The 23,155-nt window shown below is 70.3% G+C and carries 29 protein-coding genes and 1 pseudogene; 12 read left to right on the top strand and 18 right to left on the bottom strand.

Annotated features, from left to right (window positions below; all coding sequences use genetic code 11):
- Nucleotides 1-41 precede the first annotated feature (41 nt).
- From C8E96_RS04070 to C8E96_RS04055, 4 genes are read right to left on the bottom strand one after another with little or no spacing between them, the layout of a single operon-like run.
- On the bottom strand, nucleotides 42-557 hold the full coding sequence (locus C8E96_RS04070; RefSeq protein WP_091383982.1) for a YbaB/EbfC family nucleoid-associated protein: 516 nt from the start codon (nucleotides 555-557) through the stop codon (nucleotides 42-44).
- On the bottom strand, nucleotides 554-949 hold the full coding sequence (locus C8E96_RS04065; RefSeq protein ID WP_091383981.1) for a YbaB/EbfC family nucleoid-associated protein: 396 nt from the start codon (nucleotides 947-949) through the stop codon (nucleotides 554-556). The genes C8E96_RS04070 and C8E96_RS04065 overlap by 4 nt, the downstream gene beginning before the upstream one ends.
- Before the next feature lie 40 nt (nucleotides 950-989).
- Nucleotides 990-2,090, bottom strand: a complete 1,101-nt coding sequence (locus C8E96_RS34380) for a C40 family peptidase (protein ID WP_267463806.1) — start codon at nucleotides 2,088-2,090, stop codon at nucleotides 990-992.
- The gene (locus C8E96_RS04055; protein ID WP_091383980.1) at nucleotides 2,087-2,425 is read right to left on the bottom strand and encodes a hypothetical protein; all 339 of its coding nucleotides are present in this window, start codon (nucleotides 2,423-2,425) and stop codon (nucleotides 2,087-2,089) included. The genes C8E96_RS34380 and C8E96_RS04055 overlap by 4 nt, the downstream gene beginning before the upstream one ends.
- A gap of 199 nt (nucleotides 2,426-2,624) precedes the next feature.
- Here C8E96_RS04055 and C8E96_RS04050 point away from each other — a divergent pair, with 199 nt between their 5' ends.
- Together C8E96_RS04050 and C8E96_RS04045 are read left to right on the top strand one after the other, a co-directional pair.
- Entirely contained in the window at nucleotides 2,625-3,215 is a 591-nt protein-coding gene (locus C8E96_RS04050) for a type II toxin-antitoxin system antitoxin SocA domain-containing protein (protein ID WP_091383979.1), read from the top strand.
- Nucleotides 3,212-3,793: a Fic/DOC family protein gene (locus tag C8E96_RS04045; RefSeq protein WP_091383978.1), complete on the top strand. Its 582-nt coding sequence runs from the start codon at nucleotides 3,212-3,214 to the stop codon at nucleotides 3,791-3,793. The genes C8E96_RS04050 and C8E96_RS04045 overlap by 4 nt, the downstream gene beginning before the upstream one ends.
- Here C8E96_RS04045 and C8E96_RS04040 read toward each other — a convergent pair.
- The 3 genes from C8E96_RS04040 to deoC are packed head-to-tail and all read right to left on the bottom strand — an operon-like array spanning nucleotide 3,790 to nucleotide 7,043.
- Nucleotides 3,790-4,650: an aldehyde dehydrogenase family protein gene (locus C8E96_RS04040; RefSeq protein WP_091383977.1), complete on the bottom strand. Its 861-nt coding sequence runs from the start codon at nucleotides 4,648-4,650 to the stop codon at nucleotides 3,790-3,792. The two genes, C8E96_RS04045 and C8E96_RS04040, sit on opposite strands and share 4 nt — an antisense overlap.
- Complete coding sequence (locus C8E96_RS04035; protein WP_091383976.1) at nucleotides 4,643-6,073, bottom strand: aldehyde dehydrogenase family protein; 1,431 nt, start codon at nucleotides 6,071-6,073, stop codon at nucleotides 4,643-4,645. The genes C8E96_RS04040 and C8E96_RS04035 overlap by 8 nt, the downstream gene beginning before the upstream one ends.
- Nucleotide 6,074: 1 nt before the next feature.
- The gene (gene deoC, locus C8E96_RS04030) at nucleotides 6,075-7,043 is read right to left on the bottom strand and encodes a deoxyribose-phosphate aldolase (RefSeq protein ID WP_091383975.1); all 969 of its coding nucleotides are present in this window, start codon (nucleotides 7,041-7,043) and stop codon (nucleotides 6,075-6,077) included.
- A 109-nt stretch (nucleotides 7,044-7,152) separates the two neighbouring features.
- Between deoC and C8E96_RS04025 the strand changes: the two genes are divergently transcribed.
- From C8E96_RS04025 to C8E96_RS04020, 3 genes and pseudogenes are all read left to right on the top strand, one after another.
- A complete protein-coding gene (locus tag C8E96_RS04025; protein WP_091383974.1) occupies nucleotides 7,153-7,734 on the top strand; it encodes a hypothetical protein in 582 nt (193 codons plus the stop codon).
- Nucleotides 7,727-7,819: pseudogene (locus tag C8E96_RS34570) on the top strand (Imm53 family immunity protein); the annotation flags it as partial. The gene C8E96_RS04025 and the pseudogene C8E96_RS34570, both read left to right, overlap by 8 nt.
- Before the next feature lie 64 nt (nucleotides 7,820-7,883).
- Entirely contained in the window at nucleotides 7,884-8,327 is a 444-nt protein-coding gene (locus C8E96_RS04020) for a hypothetical protein (RefSeq protein WP_228770351.1), read from the top strand.
- A 36-nt stretch (nucleotides 8,328-8,363) separates the two neighbouring features.
- Here the strand turns inward: C8E96_RS04020 and C8E96_RS04015 are convergent, their stop codons facing one another.
- Nucleotides 8,364-9,005 (bottom strand): DUF1707 SHOCT-like domain-containing protein, encoded by a 642-nt coding sequence (locus C8E96_RS04015; protein WP_091383972.1) that lies wholly within the window; start codon nucleotides 9,003-9,005, stop codon nucleotides 8,364-8,366.
- A 74-nt stretch (nucleotides 9,006-9,079) separates the two neighbouring features.
- Between C8E96_RS04015 and C8E96_RS04010 the strand changes: the two genes are divergently transcribed.
- Nucleotides 9,080-9,889 carry a methyltransferase domain-containing protein gene (locus tag C8E96_RS04010; RefSeq protein WP_091383971.1) on the top strand — a complete coding sequence of 270 codons (810 nt, stop codon included), beginning with the start codon at nucleotides 9,080-9,082 and terminating at the stop codon, nucleotides 9,887-9,889.
- Here the strand turns inward: C8E96_RS04010 and C8E96_RS04005 are convergent.
- A complete protein-coding gene (locus tag C8E96_RS04005; RefSeq protein ID WP_228770350.1) occupies nucleotides 9,851-11,968 on the bottom strand; it encodes a bifunctional polysaccharide deacetylase/glycosyltransferase family 2 protein in 2,118 nt (705 codons plus the stop codon). The two genes, C8E96_RS04010 and C8E96_RS04005, sit on opposite strands and share 39 nt — an antisense overlap.
- The gene (locus C8E96_RS04000; protein ID WP_091383970.1) at nucleotides 11,968-12,378 is read right to left on the bottom strand and encodes a hypothetical protein; all 411 of its coding nucleotides are present in this window, start codon (nucleotides 12,376-12,378) and stop codon (nucleotides 11,968-11,970) included. Before C8E96_RS04000 ends, C8E96_RS04005 begins: the two co-directional genes overlap by 1 nt.
- A 112-nt stretch (nucleotides 12,379-12,490) precedes the next feature.
- Here C8E96_RS04000 and upp point away from each other — a divergent pair, with 112 nt between their 5' ends.
- Complete coding sequence (upp, locus tag C8E96_RS03995) at nucleotides 12,491-13,114, top strand: uracil phosphoribosyltransferase (protein ID WP_091383969.1); 624 nt, start codon at nucleotides 12,491-12,493, stop codon at nucleotides 13,112-13,114.
- Here the strand turns inward: upp and C8E96_RS03990 are convergent.
- Complete coding sequence (locus C8E96_RS03990) at nucleotides 13,111-13,698, bottom strand: TetR/AcrR family transcriptional regulator (RefSeq protein ID WP_091383968.1); 588 nt, start codon at nucleotides 13,696-13,698, stop codon at nucleotides 13,111-13,113. The genes upp and C8E96_RS03990 overlap by 4 nt on opposite strands.
- A gap of 67 nt (nucleotides 13,699-13,765) precedes the next feature.
- Between C8E96_RS03990 and C8E96_RS03985 the strand changes: the two genes are divergently transcribed.
- Genes C8E96_RS03985 through C8E96_RS03970 form a run of 4 tightly spaced genes read left to right on the top strand, consistent with a single transcriptional unit; the run spans nucleotide 13,766 to nucleotide 15,751 of the window.
- Nucleotides 13,766-13,972: a ribbon-helix-helix protein, CopG family gene (locus C8E96_RS03985; protein WP_091383967.1), complete on the top strand. Its 207-nt coding sequence runs from the start codon at nucleotides 13,766-13,768 to the stop codon at nucleotides 13,970-13,972.
- On the top strand, nucleotides 13,969-14,358 hold the full coding sequence (locus C8E96_RS03980; protein ID WP_091383966.1) for a type II toxin-antitoxin system death-on-curing family toxin: 390 nt from the start codon (nucleotides 13,969-13,971) through the stop codon (nucleotides 14,356-14,358). The genes C8E96_RS03985 and C8E96_RS03980 overlap by 4 nt, the downstream gene beginning before the upstream one ends.
- A gap of 38 nt (nucleotides 14,359-14,396) precedes the next feature.
- Nucleotides 14,397-14,774 (top strand): MerR family transcriptional regulator, encoded by a 378-nt coding sequence (locus tag C8E96_RS03975; protein WP_091383965.1) that lies wholly within the window; start codon nucleotides 14,397-14,399, stop codon nucleotides 14,772-14,774.
- Nucleotides 14,771-15,751, top strand: coding sequence for an aldo/keto reductase (locus tag C8E96_RS03970; RefSeq protein ID WP_091383964.1), 981 nt, complete (start codon nucleotides 14,771-14,773; stop codon nucleotides 15,749-15,751). The genes C8E96_RS03975 and C8E96_RS03970 overlap by 4 nt, the downstream gene beginning before the upstream one ends.
- An 87-nt stretch (nucleotides 15,752-15,838) precedes the next feature.
- On the opposite strand, the gene C8E96_RS03965 is transcribed toward C8E96_RS03970, so the two are convergent.
- The 6 genes from C8E96_RS03965 to C8E96_RS03940 all read right to left on the bottom strand — a co-directional run bounded on the left by C8E96_RS03965 (nucleotide 15,839) and on the right by C8E96_RS03940 (nucleotide 20,720).
- The gene (locus C8E96_RS03965) at nucleotides 15,839-16,288 is read right to left on the bottom strand and encodes a flavodoxin family protein (protein ID WP_091383963.1); all 450 of its coding nucleotides are present in this window, start codon (nucleotides 16,286-16,288) and stop codon (nucleotides 15,839-15,841) included.
- A gap of 19 nt (nucleotides 16,289-16,307) precedes the next feature.
- Entirely contained in the window at nucleotides 16,308-16,748 is a 441-nt protein-coding gene (locus C8E96_RS03960; protein ID WP_228770349.1) for an SDR family oxidoreductase, read from the bottom strand.
- A gap of 154 nt (nucleotides 16,749-16,902) precedes the next feature.
- Nucleotides 16,903-18,564 (bottom strand): phospho-sugar mutase, encoded by a 1,662-nt coding sequence (locus C8E96_RS03955; protein ID WP_091383961.1) that lies wholly within the window; start codon nucleotides 18,562-18,564, stop codon nucleotides 16,903-16,905.
- Nucleotides 18,561-19,373: a purine-nucleoside phosphorylase gene (locus C8E96_RS03950; RefSeq protein ID WP_176926861.1), complete on the bottom strand. Its 813-nt coding sequence runs from the start codon at nucleotides 19,371-19,373 to the stop codon at nucleotides 18,561-18,563. The genes C8E96_RS03955 and C8E96_RS03950 overlap by 4 nt, the downstream gene beginning before the upstream one ends.
- Before the next feature lie 10 nt (nucleotides 19,374-19,383).
- Nucleotides 19,384-19,800, bottom strand: a complete 417-nt coding sequence (locus tag C8E96_RS03945) for an ABA4-like family protein (protein WP_091384033.1) — start codon at nucleotides 19,798-19,800, stop codon at nucleotides 19,384-19,386.
- Nucleotides 19,797-20,720, bottom strand: a complete 924-nt coding sequence (locus C8E96_RS03940) for a hypothetical protein (protein WP_133794156.1) — start codon at nucleotides 20,718-20,720, stop codon at nucleotides 19,797-19,799. Before C8E96_RS03940 ends, C8E96_RS03945 begins: the two co-directional genes overlap by 4 nt.
- 94 nt (nucleotides 20,721-20,814) lie before the next feature.
- On the opposite strand from C8E96_RS03940, the gene C8E96_RS03935 reads away from it, so the two are divergent.
- On the top strand, nucleotides 20,815-21,447 hold the full coding sequence (locus C8E96_RS03935; RefSeq protein WP_091383960.1) for a MerR family transcriptional regulator: 633 nt from the start codon (nucleotides 20,815-20,817) through the stop codon (nucleotides 21,445-21,447).
- A gap of 54 nt (nucleotides 21,448-21,501) precedes the next feature.
- On the opposite strand, the gene C8E96_RS03930 is transcribed toward C8E96_RS03935, so the two are convergent.
- The gene (locus tag C8E96_RS03930) at nucleotides 21,502-23,139 is read right to left on the bottom strand and encodes a serine/threonine-protein kinase (RefSeq protein WP_166658214.1); all 1,638 of its coding nucleotides are present in this window, start codon (nucleotides 23,137-23,139) and stop codon (nucleotides 21,502-21,504) included.
- Between the last annotated feature and the right edge of the window lie 16 nt (nucleotides 23,140-23,155).

Raw genomic sequence — 23,155 nt, 5'->3', positions numbered from 1 at the left:
GGCGTACGTTCGGGGTGCGTCGGGCAGCCTACGGGGTCGGATCAACGATCCGAACGTAGGGATGACAGGTCGAAGGACAGCGGGTCGTCCGGGTCGAACCCGTCGTCCTCCACCGGTTCGGCCTTCGTGGGGCCGTTGGCCATCCGTTCGTCGCGCCTGCGTTGGAATTCCTCGGCGGTGATGCCCCTGGCCTGCGGGTTTCGCGCGGGCGCGGAGCGGCCGGAGATCAACTCGATGGCGTAGGTCATGTTGTCGCCCAGAATGGGGCCCAGCTTGTTGTAGCCGGCCTGGGTCGCCTGGTCCATCGCGGCCTGCGCGACCATCACGATCAGCCTGCCGAGCTGGTCGGCGCCCCAGCGCACGGCGTCCTGGCGCAGCCACAGCTCCAGCAGCTTGCCGCGGCCGTCGACGGTGACCCGGACGCTCTGGTGGTTGTCGTACGCGGTGCCGCGGACCCCCGCCAGGACGGTGTCGATGTTCGCCATCGCCTCCTGGCGGGCGCGCCCGTCCTCGATCAGCTGCTTGGTGCTGCGCCGGATCGGCTCCCGCTCGGTCATCGGACCCGCCGCCGCTGCTGGTGCCCGAGCGGGGTGTCGAAGGCCTCGTCGTCGTCCTCGTCGTCGGGCTCGTAGCCCAGGGACGTCAGGTGTTTCTCACCCTCGGGGCCCAGCACCGGGGCGAGCGCGGCGTGCATGTTCGCGCCCGCGCGCCGGGTCGCCCGCTCGGCCAGGGCCATGATCTGCGCGGCCAGGGCGTCCGACCCGCTCGACAGTGCCGCGGGCGTCAGCTTGACCTCGGACAGCAGGCCGCCCGGCCGGACCTCCACGGTGATCGCGCCGTCGCCGCTGGCGGCCTGCCCGGTGACCGGGCCGATCCGCTGCGCGCGCTGCTCGGTCTGCTCGACGCGGCGGACCACCGTGTCGAGTTCATGATCGATGTCGATCTCCACTCTTCCAATCCTAGAGCGTCAGTCTGTTTTAACCCGAATATCAGCCCGTAGGCCTGTAGAACCCGACGAACGGCATCCCGGAGTTGGTCGTGCGCAGCGGCCCGACCTGGACCGGGTCGCCCGCCTCGCAGATCTGCCCGTTGCCGATGTACATCGCGACGTGGCCTTCCCAGCAGACCAAGTCGCCCGGGAGCAGCTGGTCGGCCGACGGGACCTCGGCGCCGATGTCCTGTTCACGCGAGGTCCGGGGGATCTCCAGGCCGCCCTCGCCATAGGCGTACTGGGTCAGGCCGCTGCAGTCGAGGCCCGAGCCCGGGGAGGTGCCGCCCCAGACGTACGGGACGCCGAGCTGGCTCAGCGCGGCCCGCACGGCCTTCGCGGCGGTCTCGTTGGGGGCCATGACCGAGCTGCCGTCGGGCAGGTTGACCTGCACGCCCGTGCCCGGCTGCGGCGGGATGGCCATCGGCAGCCTGCGCTTGGTCGCGACACCGCCACCACCGCCTCCGCCGCCGTCTCCTCCACCGCCGCCGCCTCCGCCCCCACCGCCGCCTTGGCGGTCGTTGTAGGCGGTCGGGGTCTCCGCGCTCGCGGCGCTGGTGCTGCCCGCGCCGCCGGTCAGCTTGGTGACGACGCCGGTCAGCTGGGTCATCACGGCGTCGAGATTCGTCGAGGTGTCACCGGTCAGCTGGGCGGCGTACCGGGCCAGCTCGGTGAGCTTCTGCTGCGCGCCCGCCGGGTCGCCTGCCTGGCGCAGCGCCGCGGCGGCCTGCAGCAGCTCGGCGGCCTTGCGGTTGAAGTCGTCGATCTGGTCCTGGTTGAGCTTCTGGCCGACCTTGAGGATGTCGCTGGCCTCGCGGACCGCGGTCTGCACCTCGGCGCTGTAGGAGCTCAGCTCGGCGCCGGTGTTGGCCTGCGTGGCGGCGTCGGACTCGTGGCGCAGGCTGGCCTGGCCGGTCCAGCCCTCGCGCAGCGTCGTGGCCTGGCGGGAGGCGTCGTAGCCGACGGTGTCGAGGGATCCGCTCAGGGTCGCGTGGGCGCCGCCGATCTGGTCGATCGCGGCGTCGTTGGTGGCCAGGTGGCGCTGGGCGGTCGCGGCGGGCTGGATCATCGGCTCCAGCAGGTCGCGCACGGGGGCGGTCATGCGATGTCACCCGCCGCGCGGCGCAGCCTGGCGGCCGCGTCGTCCTCGGTGCCCTGCAGGTTGGTCCACGTGTTGCGGACGGCCTCGGCCGTGCCGCCCATGCTGTCGGCCAGCCCGTTCACGCGCCTGAGCTGCCGTTGCGTGGCGTCGCGGATGGCCTGGCTGAGGCCCACCTCGCCGCCGATGATGGAGAACGCGTCGTCGCCGAACTCCCCCTGCGGCGCCAGATTGCCCGCGACGCTCCTGAGCTGCTCGGCGAGCGGGTTCACCCCCGCCGTGTAACTCGCGAACGCGTCCTCTTCGCCGCGGTAGCCCCCGACGTCCGACTCGGTCATGTCGCCCCCTTGTATCGACAGTGGGACGCACGTCCCGCCCAGTTCGCTCCCTCGATCCCGAATCAGGTTATGACAAGGTGCCGACTGGCATGTGTGATTGCGCGCAAGTTGTCCACAGCGCACCCTGAACGGGGGACATTCGCTGGTAGAACCGGTATTCTTTGACAAGGAAGCAACGCCGAACGGACTGGAGGCCAGTGTGGCCGACGTGCACGACGTCGCAGCCGCGATCCTGGCGGAGACCGGTCCGGACTCCCCGATGCGCCTGCAGAAGCTTCTCTACTACGTGCAGGGCTGGCATCTCGCGATGACCGGCGAGCCGGTGTTCCCCGATCGGATCGAGGCCTGGCGGGCCGGTCCGGTGGTCCCCGAGGTGTACCGACACCACGAGGGCAAGCGTGCGGTCGCCGCGTGGGACGAGGGCGACCCGAAGCGGCTCGGCGACAGCGACCGGGCGACCGTGCGCTGGGTGGTCGAGCGCTACGCCGGGTTCGACCGCCACCAGCTCAGCGCCATGACCCACGACGAGGAACCCTGGCGCGCCGCCAGGCACGGTCTTGCCGACGACGAGCCCAGCACCGAGCCGCTGTCGCGGAAGGTGATGGCGGAGTACTTCGGCAGACTGATCTGCGACTCGGAGACAGCGATCACCCAGGCCGTGGCCAACGCCCGCCTGGAGGGCCTGACGGTCTCCGCCGACGCCATCGCCGACGCCCGCGCGGTCGACCGGGGCGAACTGACCACCGACGAGGCCGTACGCAGGCGGATTCGGCAGTTCACCAAGCAGTGACCCAAGACGACCCGTACACCGATCCAGCGACCGGTGTCCTGCTCAACCTGCTCGGCATCGCGGACCGCCCCACCCTGATCGAGGTCGAACGCGACCTCGCCTTCCTGCGCGACCAGAGCTTGCGCAGACGGCCCCCGCCCGGCAGCTTCGACTTCGCCCACCTGTGCGACTACCACCGCCACCTCTTCGGCGACATCTACGCGTGGGCAGGCACCCCAAGGCACGTCGACATCGCCCGCGACGTGTCGCCGTTCGCCCACTGGCGCTACATCGAGCAGTCCCTGACCAGCCTGCTCGCCGCGCTCCGCAAGGAGAAGCTGCTCGCCGACCTCGACCGCGCCGACTTCCTCGACCGGTTCACCTTCTACTTCGTCGAGGTCAACGTCATCCACCCGTTCCGCGAGGGCAACGGCCGCACCCAGCGGGCGTTCTTCCGCCACCTGGCCGCCCACGTCGGCTGGGACATGGACATCTCGCGGGTCACGGGCGAGCGCTACATCGAGGGCTGCAAAGCGGGCATGGTGGGCGACCTGCGCCCACTCACCGACCTGTTCGACACCGTCCTGCGCTGGTACTAGACACCCATCGGGTGCCACACGGTCTTGGTCTCCAGGACCGCGCGCAGCCTGCGGATGTCGGGCTGCTTCGCCCAGTCCTCCTCAGCTGCTCGCAGCACCCGCTTGACCGTCCCCGAGGCCGACGCCTCAAGGTCCGCACGCAGTTCGTCCGGCGCTCCGGTCAGGTCCAGGGCATTGACGTCGGCGTGCGAGGCCAGCCAGGGAGCCAACTCGGCGGTGTGGCCGGTCAGCAGGTTCACCACGCCGCCCGGCACGTCCGAGGTCGCCAGGACCTCCGAGAGGGTGATCGCGGGCAGTGGCCGGTCCTGGCTCGTCACCACGACCGCCGTGCACCCGGTCGCGATCACCGGGGCGATCACGCTGATCAGCCCCAGCAGCGACGACTTCTGCGGCGCCAGCACCCCGACCACCCCGGTCGGCTCCGGCACCGAGAACGAGAAGTACGGCCCGGCGACCGGGTTCGACGCGCCCAGGACCGTGGCGATCTTGTCGGTCCATCCCGCGTACCAGACCCAGCGGTCGATGGCCGCGTCCACAATGGACTGCGCCTTCTTCGCTTGAATGCCCTCGCTTGAAGACACCTCGGCGATGAACTGCTCGCGGCGCCCCTCCAGCAGCTCCGCCACCCGGTACAGCACCTGGCCCCGGTTGTAGGCGGTCGCGCCGGACCACTTGCCGAAAGCCTTGCGGGCGGCCACAACCGCTTCGCGAACGTCCTTTCGGGACGCCTGCGCCGCGTTCGCCAGGAACTTGCCGCGCGAGTCCGTCACCGGGTACGTGCGGCCCGACTCCGAGCGCGGGAAAGCGCCGCCCAGGTACAGCTTGTACGTCTTGGCAACGCTGAGTCGCTCAGACATCGAAGTACGCCTCCAGACCCGTGCGGCCGCCCTCGCGGCCGAAGCCCGACTCCTGGTACCCGCCGAACGGCGCGGTCGGGTCGAAGCGGTTGAACGTGTTGGCCCACACCACACCCGCGCGCAGCTGGTTCGCCGCCCACAGGATTCGGGAGCCCTTCTCGGTCCAGATTCCGGCCGACAGCCCGTAGGGCGTGTTGTTCGCCTTGGCGATGGCCTCGTCCGGCGTGCGGAAGGTCAGGACCGACAGGACCGGCCCGAAGATCTCCTCACGGGCGATCCGCATGGCCTGGCTGACCCCGGCGAACACAGTGGGGGCGAAGAAGAAACCCTTGTCCGGCAACGGACACGCCGACGTCCAGCGCACCGCGCCCTCGGCCTCGCCGGTCGCCACCAGGTCCTGGATCTTGGTGAGCTGGTCGCGCGAGTTGATCGCGCCGACGTCGGTGTTCTTGTCCAGCGGGTCGCCGATGCGCAGCGTGGAGACGCGCTTGTGCAGCTTCTCCAGCAGTTCCTCGGCGATCGACTCCTGCACCAGCAGCCGGGAGCCCGCGCAGCAGACATGGCCCTGGTTGAAGAAGATCCCGTTGACGATCCCCTCGACGGCCTGGTCGAGCGGCGCGTCGTCGAAGACGATGTTGGCCGCCTTGCCGCCGAGTTCGAGCGTGACCTTCTTCCCGGTGCCCGCCAGCGACTTCTGGATGATCTTGCCGACCTCGGTGGACCCGGTGAAGGCGATCTTGTTGACACCCGGGTGGTTCACCAGCTCCGCGCCGACGTCTCCGGCGCCGGGCAGGATGTTCACCACGCCCGGCGGCAGCTCGGCCTGCTGGATGATCTCGGCGAGCACCAGCGCGGTCAGCGGTGTTGTCTCCGCGGGCTTGAGCACCACGGTGTTTCCGCAGGCCAGCGCCGGTGCGATCTTCCACGCGGCCATCAGCAGCGGGAAGTTCCACGGGATGACCTGGCCCGCGACACCCAGCGGGCGCGGGTTCGGGCCGTAGCCCGCGTAGTCCAGCTTGTCGGCCCAACCGGCGTGGTAGAAGAAGTGCGCGGCGGCCGTGGGCACATCGACGTCGCGGGATTCCTTGATGGGCTTGCCGTTGTCGAGGCTTTCCAGCACCGCCAGCTCACGCGAGCGCTCGGCCATCATCCGCGCGATGCGGAAGATGTACTTGGCGCGCTCGGCGCCCGACATCGGCCCCCACACCTTGTCCTGCGCGCGTTTCGCGGCTTTCACCGCACGGTCCACATCGGACGCACTGGCGGTGCTCACCTCGGCGAGGACTTCCTCCGTCGCCGGGTTGATCGTCTTGAGCGGCTCGCCGGAGCCCTCGACGAACTCGCCGTCGAGGAACATCCGGTAGCTCGGCTTGAGGTTCGCGATCGCCCGCGACTCCGGCGCGGGCGCGTAGTCCCAGGTCATCTCAGTCCACCGTCACATAGTCGGGGCCGCTGTAGAAGCCGTCGAGCTGCGTCCGGCGCTGCATCAGCAGGTCGTTGAGCAGGCTGGAGGCACCGAAGCGGAACAGGTGCGGGTCGAGCCACTGCGGCCCGGCCACTTCCTGGACCGCCACGAGGTAGCGGATGGCGTCCTTCGTGGTGCGGATGCCGCCCGCGGGCTTGACCCCGCGCAGCTCGCCGGTCACGGCGTGCCAGTCGTGCACGGCCTGCAGCATCACGTGGGTCACCGGCAGCGTGGCCGCGGGGGAGACCTTGCCGGTGGAGGTCTTGATGAAGTCGCCGCCCGCGAGCAGCGCCAGCCAGGACGCGCGGCGCACGTTGTCGTAGGTGGCCAGTTCGCCGGTCTCCAGGATGACCTTGAGGTGGGCGTCCCCGCAGGCGTGCTTGATCGTGCGGATCTCGTCGAAGACCTGCCCGTACCTGCCGGACAGGAACGCGCCCCGGTCGATCACCATGTCGATCTCGGTCGCACCCGCCTCGACGGCGTATTCCGTGTCGGCGATCTTGATTCGGAGGCTCGACCGGCCGGAGGGGAACGCGGTGGCCACGCTGGCGACCCCGACCCCAGTGCCCTCGACCTCGGCGACGGCCGTCTCCACCATGTCCGGATACACACAGACCGCGGCGACGTGCGGCACCTCCGGCCGCTCCGGCTCGGGCCTGCGCGCCTTCGCGCACAGCGTCCGCACCTTGCCCGCCGTGTCCGCCCCTTCCAGGGTGGTCAGGTCGACCATGGAGATCGCCATGTCGATGGCCCACATCTTGCTGGCCTTCTTGATACTGCGCGTCGCCAACCCGGCAGCGCGCTGCTCGACGCCCACCTGGTCCACCCCGGGAAGCCCGTGCAGGAACCTGCGCAACGAGGTCTCGTCGCGGGTGGCGTCGGCGAACTCGGGGGGTGACCCGGACGTCGTCGTCGTGGATGCGGCCATACCCGCGAGTCTAGGCCGCGTCCCGGCCCGTCCGCCGTCTCCGTCCGGGTGCGTTCGGCGGCGGGCGAAATCAGGGGTGGGTGATCTTGACCGGCGTTAATGTGGCCGCATGAGTGAGCACCTGGCGGCCGTGCCGTTCGGCGAGACCGGCACCCTGCCCCCGTTCGCCGAGTGGGAGACCTTCCCGTTCACCGGCGACCTGCGGGTCAAGCCGTTCGAGACCCCCGTGCTCCCGGAACCCCCGCGCGACGGTGCGGGCGGCGTCGACTGTGAGGCCTGCGACAAGCCGGACGAGGACTTCCTCTGGAGCGACGACCACTGGCGAGTCGGCTCCACCCCCGAGCCGAGCGGCTTGCCCGCGGTGCTGTTCCTGTTCCCGCGCGAGCACTACGACCTGGCCGACCTGCCGCCCGCACTGGCCACGTCGTACGGCCCGATGATCCAGCGGGTCGAGCGCGCCTACTTGTCGCTGGGCGGCATCGCCCGCGTCCACCAGAACAAGTGGGGCGACGGCGCGGAGCACCTGCACCTGTGGTTCTTCGGCCGCCCCGAGGGCATGCTCCAGTTCCGCGGCTCTTTCCTGACGATGTGGGACGACGTCCTACCGCCGATCCCCACCACCCAGTGGCGCGACAACCTCCACCGCATCGCCGCTTCACTCGCCGAGGGCGGAGGCACGGCACATGCCTGAGAGCGCGTTGCGCTTCCTGGGGCACTGGTACGAAGCTCAATGCGATGAGGAATGGGAACACGAGTTCGGTGTCAAGATTGGCACACTCGACAATCCACTGTCGCTCGAAGACGTGCGCTTGTCGGGTTCCGCGAATTCATCGAGCGCGAATGATCACCCGCGAATTCTCGATGCACGAGGATCCCGGCGGCATCATCCGGTTGTGCCAGGTGTTGGCCACGATTCCGGCCAATACGTGGCAGTGGTCAATGCTGGATTACGAAGGCGAGGGGAGGGCGCCGGGCGGACAGCCGTACGAGCAGTTCGTGAGCTCGGTCCGCGACGGTGGCTACCCATTCGATTGGCCCGCTCTGACCGCGTTCGCGGCGGATCTGGGGCAGACCATTTGGTGCTTGGTCGTAGCGGTTCACACCTGGGATGGCGTCGCCCTAGACCGGGTTATGGCCGATGACTACGAGCAGTGTCTAGTGGCCGTGGAAGCGTTCGACAGTTCGACGTGGACCGTTTCCGTCAATGATCAAGCACTGCCCACGGTGGTCGTGCGGAGGATCTGCGGGGGCATTGATCGCCTGGTGGCGGACGGGCCATCGTGATGGGCCACCATCGGTGGCTCCGAACGTACGACTTTCTCAGTCCTCGATCTCCTGGTGCCCGTGCCTGCCCTTGCGCCGCCGCGGCGGCTTCACGTCCACCCCGCCCCACATCGCGAAACCGGTGATGCGGACGACCGGCGAGCCGGGAGGGCCCTGGGTGCGGACCGAGTTGGCGAAGCCGCCCATGAAGCCGATGCCGTCGACCACCACCGTGATGCCCTCCGGCACCCGGATCTCGACCCCGCCCATCAGGGCGTACGCCTGGATCACCGTCTCCGCCGCCTCGAACGTGGCCTGGGTCAGGTCGATTTCGACCCCGCCCATGATCGCGATGGCGTTGAACGTCGGCGGGACCACCCACGGCCCCCTGCGGTCGGAGCCCGACATGATCGCGATGGCGCTGGACGACGTGCCGCGACCACCGACGCGGTTCGGCGCCGGTGTCGCGAGGGGCTGCTGGAGTCGGGGGACCACCTGGTGGCCGGGCAGGTCGCGGACCACCGGGATCAGGTCCCCGTAGGTCTTCGCGGCGTAGACCTGGTCCAAACGCTCCTCGAGTTCCCCCACGGTGAGCCTGCCCTCGGACATGGCGTCGTGCAGGATCTTCGAGAAGCGCTCCCGGTCGGCGTTGGACGCGCGCATCTCGTGCGGACCTGGGATTCCTGGCTGCTCGCTCACGCGACGCAGCGTAGCGCGATCGGGTGACGTCATGACCAGCAGTCGAGTCGATCCGATCCGGTTACCGTGAACCCATGCCCGAAAGCGAACCGTCGTTCCGCACCGAGCGGATAAATCCGGCCGACCTCGACCGCCTGGTCGGGCTCCTCGACCTGCAGGCCGCCCTGCCCGGCATCCAGCGCCTGCGCCAGTGGGCACTGCTCGCCCTCGACCTCCACCCCGGCGAGAAGGCGCTCGACGTCGGCGCCGGGACGGGTGAGGATGTGCAGGCCTTCGCCGCCGCGGTCGGGTCCGCGGGGGACGCTGTCGGGGTCGAGCCGAACGCCGGGATGCGTGCCGTCGCCGAGGAACGCGCCCGGGAGAAGGCTTCCGTGGCCCGGTTCGTCGACGGTGACGCCTACGCGCTTCCCTTTGGGGACAACACTTTCGACGCCGTCCGCTGTGAACGGGTCTTCCAGCACCTCGCCGAGCCCGAGCGCGCTGCCGCCGAGATCGCGCGGGTGCTGCGGCCGGGCGGGCGCGCGGTGGTGATCGACTCCGACTGGGCGACCGCGATCCTGCACCCGGGCGACCCGTCCGTCCTCGACGCCCTCACCACCGCCATGCTCGCCACCACGCCCAACCCCTACAGCGGGCGCAGGCTCGCCGGGCAGCTCACGGCCGCGGGCCTGAAGGTGACCGACATCGGCTCGCAGGCGCTGATCCAGGACAACACCGCCGCCGACGGCTCGCTCGTGCGCATGCTGGCCGCCACCGGAGTCGGTCGCGGCGCCATCACCCAGGAGCAGGCCGACAAGTTCCTCGCCGACCTGGCCGCGGGCGCGCAGTCCGGCGACTTCCACATGTCAGTGACGATGTTCGCTGTCCTGGCCCACAAAGGCTAGGTGCTGACCGCGCCGCTCCAGTTTGTGCCAGGGCAGCCGAACCCCGGAGACGGCCGTGGCCAGCGACTGGATCACCACCAGGTACATCAGCTGCCGGTACACGAACTGCTGCAGCGGCAACGCCCACAGCGGGCCCAGCCGCTCCCCGTCGAGCCGGAACGCGATGACCGCCGGAATCGCCTGCATAAGGAGGAAACCGAGCCACGTCAGCACCGTCGTCTTGGCGTCGCCCGCGAGCAGGCCGAACACGGCGGCGACGTCCACGATCGGCGCGAGCACCGGCAGCAACACCTGGAACAGCAGCAGGTACGGCAGCCCGCGCCTGCCGAGCTTGCCCGACTGCCCGGGCTCGATGACCGCCCGCCGGTGCTTCCACACGGCCTGCAAAGTGCCGTAGCACCAACGGTATCGCTGCTTCCACAGCTGCCCGAGCGTCGCCGGGGCCTCGGTCCACGCGACCGCGCCCTCCGCGTAGATCACCCGCCAGCCGTCGCGCTCCAGGGCCATGGTGAGGTCGGTGTCCTCGGCGAGTGTGTCCTCGCCGACGCCGCCCACCTCGAGCACCGCGGACCGCCGGAACGCGCCGATGGCGCCGGGCACGGTCGGCATGCACTGCAGCACGTCGTACATGCGGCGGTCGAGGTTGAAGCCGATCACGTACTCGATGTGCTGCCAGCGGCCGAGGACGCCACCGCGGTTGCCGACCTTCGCGTTGCCCGACACCGCCCCGATCGTCGGGTCGGCGAAGTGCGCGGCCAGCGTCGCCACCGCGTCCTCCTCCAGCACGGTGTCGCCGTCGACCATGACGATCAGCTCGGTCCGCGCGGCCGCGACGCCGGTGTTCAGCGCCGCCGCCTTGCCCGCGTTGGCCTGCCGGATCAGCCGGACCCTGGGCAGGGCCAGGTCCCGCACGACGCGCGCGGTGGCGTCGGTGGAGCCGTCGTCGATGACGATGACCTCCAGCGGGTGCCGTGAGCGCAGGATCGACCGCAGGGTCGCCTCGATGCCCTTCGCCTCGTTGTAGGCGGGCACCAGGACCGTGACCGGGTAGCGGACGGGACGCAAACGCTTTCCCCGGACCCGGCGCACGTGCATGCCGGTTGTCAGGAGCACCAGCAGAGTGCGCAGCGCGGCCACCGCGGTCGCGGCGATCAGCACCACCTCAAGCGATCCCGCGACGAACTCGGCGAGCTGCACGATGCCCACGAGCAGCAGCCCGCCCAGCTGGGCCAGCAGCCCCGGCACGGCGCCCGAGTCCTGCAGCCCGGTCGTCGTCGACACCGTCCCGATGGTCCAGCCACGAGCGTGCAGGTCGGGGATGAGCCGGTCGAGCGCGGCCACCGTCTCGCTCCGGTCGCCGCCCGCGTCGTGCATGAGCAGGATCGCGCCCCGGTCGTCGCGCGGCGTGGAGTTGGCGACGATCGCGTCGACCCCGGGCTTGCGCCAGTCCTGCGAGTCCAGGTCGGAGAGCACCACCAGCCTGCCGTCGGCCCCAAGCCTGCGCGCGGACTGCCAGGCCAGGTCGTCGACGGACTCCGGCGTCGCGGCGTAGGGCGGGCGGACCAGGGCGGTGGTGCGGTTCGCGGTCCACGCCAGGGCCAGGTCCGTCGCCCGCAGCTCCATCCACGTGCGCGACTCGCCCGCTGTGCGCAGGTCCGTGTGGGTGGTGGTGTGGTGGCCGACCTCGTGGCCGCGCAGGATGATCTCCTCGACGAGGCCGGGATGCTTCGCCGCGCTCGCGCCGGTGATGAAGAACGTCGCCCGGACGTTGTGCCGGGCGAGTGTCTCCAGGATCTTCGGCGTCCACTCCGGGTCCGGGCCGTCGTCGAAGGTCAGGGCGAGCATCTTGTCCTTGGGGCCCACCGTGACCGGGGTGTCCCCGCGCGGATCGATGACCGCTCCGCCTTCCCTCGCGGCGGCGGGGACGTTGTTCGCCGTGCCGTTCGGGGACGCGCCTTCCGCCCCGAGCCCGCCGTTCATGACCGCTTGCACTGTGAGCAGGCCCGCCACCGCGACGAGTACGGCGACGAGCAGAACCCAGTGCGCACGCGGCTGGCGTGCCCGGAGATGCCGGGCCACTAGCGCGGCGGCTTGGTCGGCCGGGGCAACTCGCTGGGGCGGCCGGGAGGCGTGTTGCCGGGCTTGGTCGTGGTGACCGCGGCCGACGAGCCCGCCGCTGTCGTCGTCGATGCCTTGGCGGCCTTGGTCGTCGTCGTGCTGGTCGACGCCGCGGACGTCTTCGGGCGGGAGGTGGGGTTCGCGGGCTTGGCCGTGGTCTCGACCGGCACGGGCTGTGCGGGCGCCGACGGCGGCGGCGGGATCGGCAGCGACGCCGTGGGTCCGAGCGGCGCGCCGAACAGCGCCGCGACCAGGAGACCGCCCACGGCGACCAGCGCGGCGACACTCAGGACGGCGGTGGTGCGCACGTGCTTGCGGCGCTTGCCGGTCGGGTCGACGAACACCGGGGCGGCGGTGGATAAGTCGGGCATCGCTCACTCCAGCTCGGCGGACCGCGTCACCCTATCGGGCGACGACGATCGGCGGTACGCCGAACTTGTCACCCAAGCCACAGTGGTCGCCCAACCGCTACCGTGTGCGTCCATGGACGTCTTGACCGTGGATCACCCGCTCGCCAAAGCCCGTCTCACGGTCATGCGCGACGCGCGCACCGACAGCGCGAATTTCCGGGCGGCGCTGCACGAGCTGACGGTGATGCTCACCTACGAGGCGATGCGCGCCGCACCGCTGCGGGTCGAGCGGATCCACACCCCGGTCGCGCGCACCGACGGGCACTGGCTGGCGAACCCGCCGCTGCTCGTGCCGGTCCTGCGGGCCGGGCTGGGCATGGCCGACCAGGCGCACAAGCTGATCCCCGACGCGCAGATGGGCTTCGTCGGACTGGCCCGCGACGAGGAGACCCTGCAGCCGACGCCGTACATGGAGTCGCTGCCCGCCGACCTGTCCGACCGGGCGGTGTTCGTGCTCGACCCGATGCTCGCCACCGGCGGCTCGATGGTCTACACGATCAAGCTGCTGGTCGACCGCGGCGCCACCGACGTCACCGCGATCTGCGCGCTGGCCGCACCGGAAGGCGTCGAGCATCTGCGCCAGTCCGGTCTGCCCGTCCGGCTCGTCACCGCCAGCATCGATGAGCGGCTCAACGACTCGGGCTTCATCGTCCCCGGCCTCGGCGACGCGGGCGACCGGCAGTACGGCGCGGTCTAGAGCAGCCAGCCGACGAGCTGGTTGCGCAGCGCGCGCTCGTAGGTGCGCTCGACGTCGAGGTCCGGTGGCAGGTTGCCGGACAGCTCCAGCGACACCAGCCCGTGCACGATGCCCCAGCAGGCCACCGCCAGGTCCTGGGTGGGCCCGGCGAACACGCCCGCGTCGACGCCCGCGTGGATGAGGTCCCGCAGCGGCGCCAGCGCGGCCAGGGCCTCGGCGTGCGCGTCCTCGTCGGGCTCGAACCCGGGGATGACGTCGCCGAACATCACGCCGTAGAGGTGCGGGTCGGCCAGGGCGGCCTCCCGGTAGGCCAGGCCCAGGCGGACCAGGTCCTCTTTCGGGTCGTCGGACGGCGTCACCGTGCGCAGCCTGCGGCCGAGCCGGTCGAACGCCTCGACGTACAGCTCACGCACCAACGCGGGCTTGCCGCCGAAGAGGGAATAGACCGCCGTGGTCGAGGTGTCGACGTCGGAGGCGAGTTTGCGCAGGCTCAACGCGGACGCGCCCTGGGCGGAGACCAGCTCACCGGCCCGGTCGAGCAGTCGGACCCGCAGCGCGTCGTCATGGGTCTTCGGTCTGGGCACGCGGCCCAGCCTAGCGCGGGCTAATTTGGTAACAGTGTTTTTGGTACCGTGGTGATACCATGGCCCCATGGCGATGACACTGCGCTTGACCGACGAGGAGAACGCCCACCTCGACGAACTCGCGGCCGCGGAAGGGCGCTCCAAGCAGGAGATCCTGCGGTTGGCGCTGGCCGACCGCTGGGCCCGGCTGCACCGCGAGGAGCAGCTCGGCGAGGTCCTCGGCCGCGTCCTGCCCCGCTACCGTGGCCTGCTCGACCGCATCGGCACGGTGTGACGACTTATCTCGACGCCAGCGACCTGCTCGTCCTGGCCGCCGCCGTGACCGGGGGCGACTTGGTAGTCCGCGATCTTGGCCTGCTCGACTCCGCCGCGCACCGTCCGCGCGCGACCGTGCTCGGTGTCGAGGCCTACGACAACCTGTGGCTCAAGGCCGCCGCCCTGCTCGACTCCATCGTGCGCAGCCGCCCGCTGGCCGAGGGGAACTGGCGCCTGGGCTGGGTCGCGGTGGTGACCTTCTGCGACCTCAACGGCTGGTGGATCGACGCCGAGACCGACGACGCCCTCGACCTGGTCCGCGAAGTCGGCCGGGGCGCGCTGGAGGTCCCGAAGCTCGCCGAACACCTGGAAGCGTGGGCTTTGCCGAAGGAAAGCGATTTGTAGTTGACCTGGAGCGCACTCCAGGTCATACGGTCGGAGGCGTGACATACGCGATCGCCGAGGCGGCCCACCGCAGTGGGCTGTCGATCGACACCCTCCGGTACTACGAGCGCATCGAGCTGATCTCGCCCCCGGCACGTGATTCCGCGGGCAGACGCGCCTACTCCGACGACGACCTCGCGTGGCTGGAGTTCCTGACCAAGCTGCGCACCACCGGCATGCCCATCCAGCTGATGCGCGAGTACGCCGCGCTGTGCCGCGAGGGCGCGGTCACCGCGGCCCCGCGCAAGGAAATCCTGGAACGGCACCGCGACGACGTCGCCGCGCGCATCCAGCAGCTGCTGGCCTGTCTCGACGTCCTCGACTACAAGATCGACAACTATGACCGCCTCGCGCGGTCCCAGGAGGCTTCCGCATGAAGACCCGCTTGTTGCGCGACCTGCGAGTCGGCGCCCAGGGCCTCGGCTGCATGGGCATGAGCGAGTTCTACGGCAAGACCGACGACACGGAGTCCGTCGCCACCATCCACGCCGCCCTCGACGGCGGCGTCACGCTGCTCGACACCGCGGACATGTACGGCCCGCACACCAACGAGGTGCTGGTCGGCAAGGCCATCGCCGACCGCCGCGACCAGGTCGTGCTGGCCACCAAGTTCGGCATCGTCCGCGACCCGGCCAACCCGATGGCCCGCGGCGTCCGCGGCGACGCCGACTACATCCGCGCCGCGTGCGAAGCGTCGCTGAAGCGGCTCGGCGTCGACCACATCGACCTCTACTACCAGCACCGGGTCGACCCGGACACCCCGATCGAGGAGACCGTCGGCGCGATGGCCGAGCTGGTTTCCGCGGGCAAGGTCCGCCACCTCGGCCTGTCGGAGGCGGGCGCGGAAACGATCCGCCGGGCGAACGCCGTCCACCCGATCACGGCGCTGCAGACCGAGTGGTCACTGTGGACCCGCGACCTGGAGGACGAGGTCCTGCCAGTCGCGCGGGAGTTGGGGATCGGCATCGTGGCGTACTCCCCACTCGGCCGCGGTTTCCTCACCGGCCGTTTCACGTCCCGCGCCGACCTCCCCGAAGGCGACATGCGCGACAAGTTCCAGCCGCGCTTCGCCGAGGGCAACTTCGAGGAGAACGTGGCCATCGCCGAACGCCTGCGCGCCATGGCCGCCGAACGCGGTGTCACGGCGGGCCAGCTCGCCTTGGCGTGGGTGCACAGCCGCGGCGAGGACGTCGTCCCGATTCCGGGGACCAAGCGCCGCACCTACCTGGCGGAGAACCTGGCCGCCGCTGACCTGGCCCTCACGCCCGAGGACCTCAAGGCCCTGGAAGCAGCCGTCCCCACCCCCGCGGGCGCCCGCTACTTCCCCGAGTCCCTCAGCACCACCAACCGCTGACCGCGAGTCCAACCCCCAGAACAACGAGTCCAACGTTCAGGCAGTCCTGAACGTTGGACTCGTTGTCGGGAACGTTGGACTCGCGGGTCAGAGGAGGTGGGCGGCGACGGTGGCGCCCAGGTCCCAGCAGCGCTGGAGGTCGGGCTTCTCGGGTTGGCCGAGGATGACCACGGGCTCGGCCACCGGCGTCCAGCCCATGCCCTTGGCGATGGACTGGACGCTGGTGACGGCGCCCTCGGTGCCCTGGTTGCCGTGGACGTAGAAGCCGAAGGGCGTGCCCTTCCCGGCGTCCAGGCACGGGTAGTAGACGGTGTCGAAGAAGTGCTTCAACGCACCCGACATGTACCCGATGTTGGCCGGCGTGCCGAGCACGATGGCGTCGGCGGCCAGGACGTCGGCGGCGGTCGCCGAGAGGGCGGGCTCGCGGACGACTTCGACCTCGGCCAACTCGGGATCACCGGCCCCGGACACCACGGCCTCGAACATCGCCTGCAACGCGGGCGACGGGGTGTGGTGGACGATCAGAAGTCTGGGCACGGCCCCCGAGTCTGCCAGATCAGCTGGTGAACCCGCCGTCGATGGTGAGCGTCGCGCCGGTCACGTATCGCCCGTCGGGCCCCGCCAGGAACGCCACCGCCCCGGCGACCTCCGAGGGCTCGGCGAATCGGCCGAGCGCGGTGAACCCGCGGATCGTGTCGGCGTACGGCCCGTTCGCCGGGTTCAACTCCGTGTCGGTCGGGCCCGGGTTGACCAGGTTCACCGTGATTCCCCGCGGGCCGAGTTCGCGCCCCAGTCCCTTGGTGAGCCCGATCAGCGCGGTCTTGGTGGTGGCGTAGTGCGTGTAGTTCGGAAACGCGACCCGATCGTTGACCAGGGTGCCGATCGAGATGATCCGGCCGTCCTCGGTCATCTTCGCCGCGGCCGCCTTGGCCGCGGCGAAGATCGTCACGTCCTGTCCCATGCTCGGTCGGGACACGGTGAAGTCGATGTCTTCCAACAGTTTCAACGTAGTGGCTGTGGTGTGGCCAACGCGGCTGAACTTGGTGGCGGGCTGGTTCGCGGGCCGTTCTCTTGGCGGAGCAAAGACAGCCCAGCCACAAACGGGAGTGGCGAACCACCCAAACAGGCACCCCAGCGCTGTACCGCAAGAGCTACCGCAGGAGCCCGGCCACCTCATCGGCCAACGCGTCCAGCGATCCCGTTGCCCGAGCCCGGACGTCGGCCAGCGTCGAACGGTTCGCCACCGGTTCCACGATCTCCAGATATGCCTTGATCTTCGGCTCTGTCCCGGATGGACGCACGATCACCCGCACACCCTCCCCACTGAACCGCAGCACATCCGCCGCGGGCAGCAGGTCCTCGCTGGTCACCGGTACCCCCGCCAGCTCGGCGGGCGGATCTACCCGAAGGTCCGACATGAGCTTCCCGATCCGCGCCAAATCCGTGACGCGCAAGGAAACCTGCCGGGTCAGGTGCAGCCCGTGCGTGACGGCGAGGTCGTCCAAGGCGTCCAGCAGGGTCCGGCCCGCGGCCCGCAGCGTCGCCGCCAGGTCGCACACCAGCACGGCAGCCGAGATGCCGTCCTTGTCCCGCACCGAGTCCGGGTCGACGCAGTGGCCGAGGGCTTCCTCATAGGCGTAGACGAGTCCGGTGCCGTTCCCGTCGCCCGCCCGCATCAGCCACTTGAAACCGGTCAGGGTGGCGTCGTACCGGACGTTCGCAGCCGAGGCGATCGACTTGAGTAGTGAAGACGACACGATGGTGTTGGCCACCAACGCGTCCGGGTGCATCACCCGGTCCAAAGTGGACAGAATGTGCACCCCGAGCAGTGCGCCGGTCTCGTCGCCCAGCAGCATCCGCCAAGCGCCGTCAGCGCCGCGGACGCCCACGGCGCACCGGTCGGCGTCCGGGTCCAGTGCGATCGCGACATCCGCCTCGACCTCGGCTGCCTTGGCCAGCAACAGATCCGTGGCGCCCGGCTCCTCCGGGTTCGGAAACGGCACGGTCGGGAAGTCCGGGTCCGGCTGGGCCTGCTCCGAGACCATCCGCACATCGACGAACCCGGCCTGGTTCAACGCCAGCGCCAGAGTCCCCGCGCCCACGCCGTGCAGGGCCGTCGCCACCACCCGCAGTTCCCGGGCAGTGCCATGCGGCAGTGACGACACCCGGTCCAGGTATGCCTGCAGGACGTCTTCGCCCAGGGTGGTCCAGCTGTCCGAGCGCGGCACCGACACCGCCGGCGGGCTCACCGTGACGGCGGCCTCGATCTCCCGGTCCGCGGGCGGCACGATCTGCGCACCCGAGTCGAGGTAGAGCTTGTACCCGTTGTCCGCGGGCGGGTTGTGCGACGCGGTGATCTGGATTCCCGCCACCGCGCCGAACTTGCGCACGGCGAACGCCAGCACCGGGGTCGGCAGCGGACGGGGAAGCACCCGCACGTCGAACCCGGCCGCGGCGAGCACTCCGGCGGCGTCCGCGTAGAACGCCTCCGACCCGCGCCGCGCGTCCCGGCCGACGATCACGATGCCCGAACCGCGGCCCTGCGCCTTGAGCCACTGCGCGAGACCGGCGGTCGTGCGGATGACCACCGCGCGGTTCATCCCGTTGGAGCCCGCGCGGACCGGCCCGCGCAGCCCGGCGGTGCCGAACTCCAGCGTGCCCGCCATCCGGTCGGCCACCTCGTCGACCGCCGCCGGGTCGCCGCCCATGGCGGCCGCGACGACCTTCTGCAGCTCCAGCTTGGTGTCCGGGTCGGGGTCGTCGGCGATCCATCGGAACGCGCGGTCACGCAGGTCCGAGGTCAGCCGGGTCACGAGCGCAGGGCCAGCCCGCGCAGCAGCGTGCCCATCGAACTCGCCGCGACCCGACCGGCTTCCAGCACTTCCAGGTGGTCGAGCGGCTCGCCGGTGATGCCCGCCGCCAGGTTCGTCACCAGCGACAGCCCCAGCACCTCGACACCGGCCGCGCGGGCCGCGATGGCTTCGAGGACCGTGGACATGCCGACCAGGCCCGCGCCCATGACCCGCAGCATGTGGATCTCCGCCGGGGTCTCGAAGTGCGGCCCGGGCAGGCCCGCGTAGACGCCGTCGACCAGCGTCGGGTCGATGCTCCGGGCGACCGCGCGCAGCCGCGACGAGTACAGGTCGGTCAGGTCGACGAAGTCGGCGCCCACCAGCGGGGAGCGCGCGGTCAGGTTCAGGTGGTCGCTGATCAGCACTGGCTGGCCGACCTGCACGCCCTCCATCAGGCAGCCCGCCGCGTTGGTCAGCACCACGGCGCGCACACCGGCGGCCGCCGCCGTGCGAACTCCGTGGACCACACGGGCGACCGGGTGGCCCTCGTAGAGGTGGGTGCGGCCGAGCACGACGAGCACCTTCTTGCCGTCGACGTCGACCGACCGGATCGTGCCGCCGTGTCCCTGGACGGTCGGCGCGAGGAAGCCGGGCAGCTCGTCCATCGGCACCTCGGCGATCGGCTCGCCGAGTTCGTCGGCGGCGGGTCGCCAGCCGGAGCCGAGGACGAAGGCCATGTCGTGCTGGTCGACCCCGGTCCGTTCGGCAAGCGCTTTCGCCGCCTGCTCCGCGAAGGCCGTCGGGTCTGTCTCGATGTCGATTGCGGTCACTCCCGTGAGCCTACGCGCGCGTGCGCGCCCGAAGCACGAGGAACACCGGCAATCCGATGGGAGAGAGCAAGATGGCGAGCACCAGCAGGGGTCCCATGATCAGCGGGTGGATCCCGAGCCTGCGCGACTCGAGGTACATCCACCGCCCGATGAACAGGTCCCACGCGATCACCTGCGCCCAGATCAGCGTGATCCCCGCGCCGTCGGCGGCGAACTCGGTGAGCTTCTCCACCGTCGGCGTGGTGAACAGCGCCCACAGCTCGGGCAGCCGCGGTATGCCCAGGACCGCCCAGACGCCCAGCGGCGGCAGCACGATCCACGGCGACGAGATGATCCGGTGGGTCCACGACCAGGTCGGCGCGAAGATCATCAGTGCCCAGAACGGGACGGTGACGAAGAAGGCGAGGTCGAACAGCAGGGCGTTCACGCGGACACCAACGTCCGCGCCGCGGCCTTCGCCCACGCGACCCCGGCAGCGCCCGCCGCGACGATCCCGGCGAACGCGAGCAGCGTGACCGCGTCCGGCTCGACCAGGGCCTGCCCGCGGAACGCCTGCCAGGTGACCAGGCCGAACAGTCCGATGTAGACACCACTCGCGGTCCACACCAGCCGGGTGCGCACCTCTTCGTGGGCCAGGATCGCGTACCGGGTGACCAGGGCCGCGAGCACGATCGCGACCAGCGGAAGCACCTGCAGCGCGTGGATGCCGATGAAGTGCCCGACCCGCAGGTCGCCGCCGACCAGGTTCCACCCGGTGATCGGCATGTGCGGCCCGCCGTCGACCACCCCGATGGAGTGCATTCCCGCGATCTCCTTGACCCCGGTGTCGCGCTGCGACATCAGCGGCCCGATGAGCATCCCGGCCAGCGACGTCGCCATGCCGATGACCACCGCCAGCCGCAACGGCCGGGGCAGGGTCACGTTCCGGGCGACCGAGACCGAGACGACCAGGGTCGCGGTCCAGATGATCGCCACCGTGACGCCCATGACGACCCACAGGGTGGCGTCGAAGGGTGTCTCGGCGTTGAAGTGGCTGCGCCTGCCGCGAAACGCCTGGCCGGTGATGGCCACCATCTCGATGGTCCCGGCGACGACCAGCAGGGTGCCGGTGTTGTGCAGCCAGCGCGGGCGGCGTGGGTGTAGCGACATCAGCCAGGCCCAGGTCACGCTGTAGGCGATGAACGACACGGCGAATTTGAACGACTTGAGCCAGTTGGGCGCTCCGACGATCATGCGATCGTCCACGATGACCCCGACGAGGGAGAGAGCCGCCACACCGACCATGGCGACGGAGAAGAGCATGAGCGGTCGATGCCAGTCGATGGCCTGGGCGAGTCTGCTGCGCACGGGATCCCCCTGAATGGATAGCGGTACTTCCTACTATCGATAAGTACACTATCTATCTGGCTCGATGGCAAGGACAATCTCGGAAGGAGATGCGGTGCGGATCGCGGAACTGAGCAGGCGCAGCGGCGTGGCCGTGCCGACAATCAAGTTCTACCTGCGCGAAGGCATGCTGCCGCCGGGTGAGCGCACCCGCCCCAACCAGGCCCAGTACGACGACGACCACGTCCGCAGGCTGCGGCTCGTGCGGGCCATGGTCGAGCTAGGCGGCCTGTCCGTCGCGGCGGTCCGCGACATCCTCGCCACCGTCGACTCCCCAACCGACGACCTCGACGCGCTGATGGGCACGGTGTCGAAGGGGCTGACGCAGGCACCCGAGGAGGTCGACGAGGGGGCGTTGGACGAGGTCATCGCTCTCATCGAGGAGATGGGCTGGACCTGCACCCGAGAACACCCGGCGGCCCGCTCGCTCGCGATGGTCTACACAGCGGCCCGCGAGATCGACCACCCACAACTCATCGCCGCCATGCGCCAGTACGCGGAGGCGTCCGTACAGATCGCGCGGGCCGACTTGGACTACGTGGAGAACTTCACCGGCATCGACCGCGTCCTGGAAAGCGTCGTAGTCGGCACCGTCCTCGGCGACTCAGCCTTGGCCGCGTTGCGGAAGTTGGCCCAAACCTCCGAATCCCACAGCCGCTACCGCCAGGACGACCCGCCGCCCGAGTGATCCCCCCGGACGCGGTCACCGCCAGAGGGGCCACCTCGGTGTACCCCCGACGGATCAACCAGTAGCGCGAAACTCCGAGACAGTGCGAGTGAACAGCCCCCGCTTCCCGCTGTCCTCCTGCTCAATAGGCACCGTCAAACTCACCACCCAAAGATCAGACCCCGACGGCACCAGATTCGCGAACGTCGCCCGGTTGAGATCAACCGTCACCGGCCCAGGCGCGTCGTCGGCAACATCCACCGTCCGATAAGTCAGCTGCAGCGACGGCTCAGGCTCACCCGCCGCCAGCTCAGACGTGCCCACCAGCCGGTATCCGGGCGCACGCGTCGCCAACACGCGGAGGTACTGGTCGATCACGTGGTCGGGATAGAAGTTCGGAAACCGCTCCACCACCAACTCCGACGTCCCATCCGGCGCCACCCAGTGCACCCGCGTGCTGTTGGTCAGCGTCTTCTCCGTGCGCTGCTCGACGAACTTCACCCAGTCGCCCGGCACGGGGATGGAGAAGCTGCCGCCCTGCTCGCCCGCGAGGGTGGCCGCGTCCGCCGTGCGCACCTCCACATCCCGAACGGGCGCCGAGGCCTGCGACGTCTCGGTCTGGGTCCGCGGGCCGATGGGTTCGCCGCCGACGTACCGGGTCAGCGCGAACCCGCCGCCCGCCGCAGCCGCGAACAGCACGACAGCGGCGACGCTCGCGGCGACCGCGCCCCACCGGGACCGGGTCGGCGCGGGCTCGGTGAAGGGCAGTGGGCCGGGCGCCGGCGCCAGCGGCGCGCTAGGGGAGGACACCGGGTCCGCGGCGATCGTGACCGTCGGGTCGCTCGGCGCGGCGGCGGCTTCCACCGGTGCGGGCGGTGTCGTCTTCAAACCGGCGAACACGGGGGTGCCCGGCACTGGCTGCAGCGGGTGCAGCCGCGCGCGGACCTCGCTCAGTGAGATCCGCTCGTCCGGGTCCTTCACCATCAGCGCCTCGATCACCGACCGCAGCGGGCCGTCGACCGTCGGCGTGGGGACGTCGCCGTGCACGACCTCCGAGACGATGGCGAGCGCCTCGCCCTCGGGGTCATAAGGCGCCCGACCCTCGACCGCCGCGTAGAGCGTGGCGCCCAGGCCCCACAGGTCGGCGCGGGGACTGACCGCCGCGCCGGAGGCGATCTCGGGGGCGATGTAGGCCGGGGAGCCGAGCATGATCCCGGTCCGGGTGAGTGTTTTCTCCGAGACATTGCGCGCGATTCCGAAATCGGTGAGCTTGACCCGGCCGTCGAGACCCACCAGCACGTTGCCCGGCTTGACGTCGCGGTGTGTGATTCCCGCCTCGTGCGCGGCCTGCAGGCCCGCCGCGATCGCGTCGCCGACGACGGCGGCCTGGGTCTCCGTGAGCGGTCCGTTGGCCCGCAAAATCTGCGCCAAGCTGGCCGCGGGCATGTATTCCATGATCACGAACGGTTCGCCGTCGACCCGGACGACGTCGTGCAGGGTGATGACGTTCGGATGCGACACCCCGGCGATGGCCCTGGCCTCGCGCATGGTGCGTTCCCGCAGCTCATCGGCCTCACCCTGGGGGATTCCCGGGTCGAGCCGGACCTCCTTCACCGCGACCGGGCGGTGGAGATGCTCGTCGTAGGCCTCCCAGACGGTCCCCATGGACCCCTGCCCGAGCAGTGCGCGCAGCCGGTAACGGCCTGCGACCAGGCGCTGCGGTGGATCC

The sequence above is a fragment of the Actinokineospora alba genome, assembly GCF_004362515.1.
Classification (GTDB): Bacteria; Actinomycetota; Actinomycetes; order Mycobacteriales; family Pseudonocardiaceae; genus Actinokineospora; species Actinokineospora alba.
The sequence above is the reverse complement of the archived record's forward strand: the minus strand, read 5'-3'. Positions and strand labels throughout refer to the sequence as shown.